Origin of the sequence: Rhodoferax sp. (assembly GCF_014859475.1) — a bacterium.
Classification (GTDB): Bacteria; Pseudomonadota; Gammaproteobacteria; order Burkholderiales; family Burkholderiaceae_C; genus Rhodoferax.
On sequence record NZ_JACUUE010000335.1, the window covers coordinates 1 to 1,621 of the forward strand.

Annotated in this window: 4 protein-coding genes; all 4 read right to left on the minus strand. The window is 57.4% G+C overall.

Annotation, left to right across the window (positions count from 1 at the left end; all coding sequences use genetic code 11):
* Positions 1-83 precede the first annotated feature (83 nt).
* From IBX54_RS15020 to IBX54_RS15035, 4 genes are read right to left on the minus strand one after another with little or no spacing between them, the layout of a single operon-like run.
* On the minus strand, positions 84-539 hold the full coding sequence (locus IBX54_RS15020; protein ID WP_296543454.1) for a hypothetical protein: 456 nt from the start codon (positions 537-539) through the stop codon (positions 84-86).
* Between the two features lie 35 nt (positions 540-574).
* Positions 575-874 carry a nucleotidyltransferase domain-containing protein gene (locus tag IBX54_RS15025; RefSeq protein ID WP_296543455.1) on the minus strand — a complete coding sequence of 100 codons (300 nt, stop codon included), beginning with the start codon at positions 872-874 and terminating at the stop codon, positions 575-577.
* A gap of 43 nt (positions 875-917) precedes the next feature.
* Positions 918-1,415: a transcription/translation regulatory transformer protein RfaH gene (rfaH, locus tag IBX54_RS15030; RefSeq protein ID WP_296543456.1), complete on the minus strand. Its 498-nt coding sequence runs from the start codon at positions 1,413-1,415 to the stop codon at positions 918-920.
* A 5-nt stretch (positions 1,416-1,420) separates the two neighbouring features.
* Positions 1,421-1,576: a hypothetical protein gene (locus IBX54_RS15035; RefSeq protein ID WP_296543457.1), complete on the minus strand. Its 156-nt coding sequence runs from the start codon at positions 1,574-1,576 to the stop codon at positions 1,421-1,423.
* Positions 1,577-1,621: the final 45 nt, after the last annotated feature.

Here is a 1,621-nt window from a genome sequence, read left to right on the forward strand (position 1 = left end):
AGTCTTGTTCAATTTTGAACATCGTAGCACAGCCAAATTACGGGGAGCATTCATCTGCCATGGATGAAGTTGATGGACTGGTTTTACGTGTTGATTTGCAACCCAAGTGCCGTGGCTTGAGCCTCAAGCTTTGCGACTGTGCCAAAGAGCATTTCAGCCGCTTGACCTGCCGCCAGCAGGGCTTGCATAAACAACTGTGCATCTGACATGTACTCATGAACCAGCAGGTTGCGCAGCTTGCGGGCGCCGATAAAGTCTTCGGCCTTATCAATCCACTGCATTTTTTCAGCGTAGGCGAGTACATCCAGCATGGATTTGGGAGACTCGCCAAGCAAGGCCGCAAAGCGTGGGATCAGTTTTTCACCCAGATGGTCTTGTAATCGGCCGAAACGGCTGACAAAGGCATCCACTTTTTCAGCCAGATCGTCACGCTCATGAAGCTGCTGCACCCAGGTGGTGTCGATGGTCTGGGCAAAGAGTGTGCTGTGCGTATAGCGTAGGTGCGCCGCCTCATGGCGGGCGAGTTCCAGCGCCAGCAATGCGGTTTCAGCGTGCTCGGGCAGGTAGCGCAAACTCATAGGGGCACACCCGTGCGTCTGGCAATGTCGAAAATGCGTGCGGGTGGCGTATTGGCATCTTTCAAAATGACATCAATTTTGCGGTCACCCAGCGCCATGGTTAACGAACCCGCCAGTTTGCACAACACCTTGGCCCGGTTTTCCAGAGGCTGGTCAGTTTCAAAAAACAGATCAATGTCACCGCCCCTGCGATCATCTTGCGCTCTGGAGCCAAAAACAGTGACCCGTACGCCATCACCCAGCACGGCCTGCGCAGTGTGACGAATAGCGTTGACTTGATCCTGTGATAGACGCATGCGTTACAGAATACCGTATTTTTTAAGGGCGTTGCATCACTTTTCAAATTTTCCGCAGGCTGGCCGGTGCCAGGGTGATGCGGCTGGGTTTGTGCAGCAGTTCGATCAGCACCATGGCGCGGCGCTCGCCGTCGTCGAGTTGGTAAACGGCTTCCAGCCCGGCAAAGGGGCCGTCCTTGATTTGCACGCGCTCGCCCGGGGTGAACAGCGGCAGCGCTGGCCCGGTTGTGCTGCTGTGGGCGCGCAAGGTGTCAATCAGCTCGTCGCTCACTTTGGCGGGTTCGGTGCCAAAAGTCACCAGACGGCTGACGCCATTGGTCGAGCGGATGGGGGCCCAGCTTTGGCCCATCAGGCCGCCCTCGAGCTGGATGAACAGATAGCGCGCAAACAGCGGCTCCGGCACCACGGTGAGCGCGCCGCGGCACAGCTTTTGCCGCGCCAGCAGCGGCAAAAAACAGCTGAAGCCCTGCTGTTGCAGGTTGTCCAGGGCGCGCTGCTCTTGCCGCGGCTTGGTGTGAATCACATACCAGTGCACAGCCACCGGGGTCAGGGTTTGCGGGATCCAAACGCAGCGCGCAGACGCGCTATCTTGGGCGCTGCGTCGGGGTCTTGCGCCGCGTTGCGCCAGGCCTGGCGCATGAACACAAACAGCAACGGCCCAATCACCAGCAAGTCAAGCAGGCTGACTTCGTCTTCTTGCACTTCGACTTCCATTGTTCATTTACTCCCGCAAAGCGTGCATTCTAG

Bases quoted from the DNA above. Each gene is read 5' to 3' on its own strand.
- IBX54_RS15025 (WP_296543455.1), bottom strand. From the start codon at position 874: ATGCGTCTATCACAGGATCAAGTCAACGCTATTCGTCACACTGCGCAG.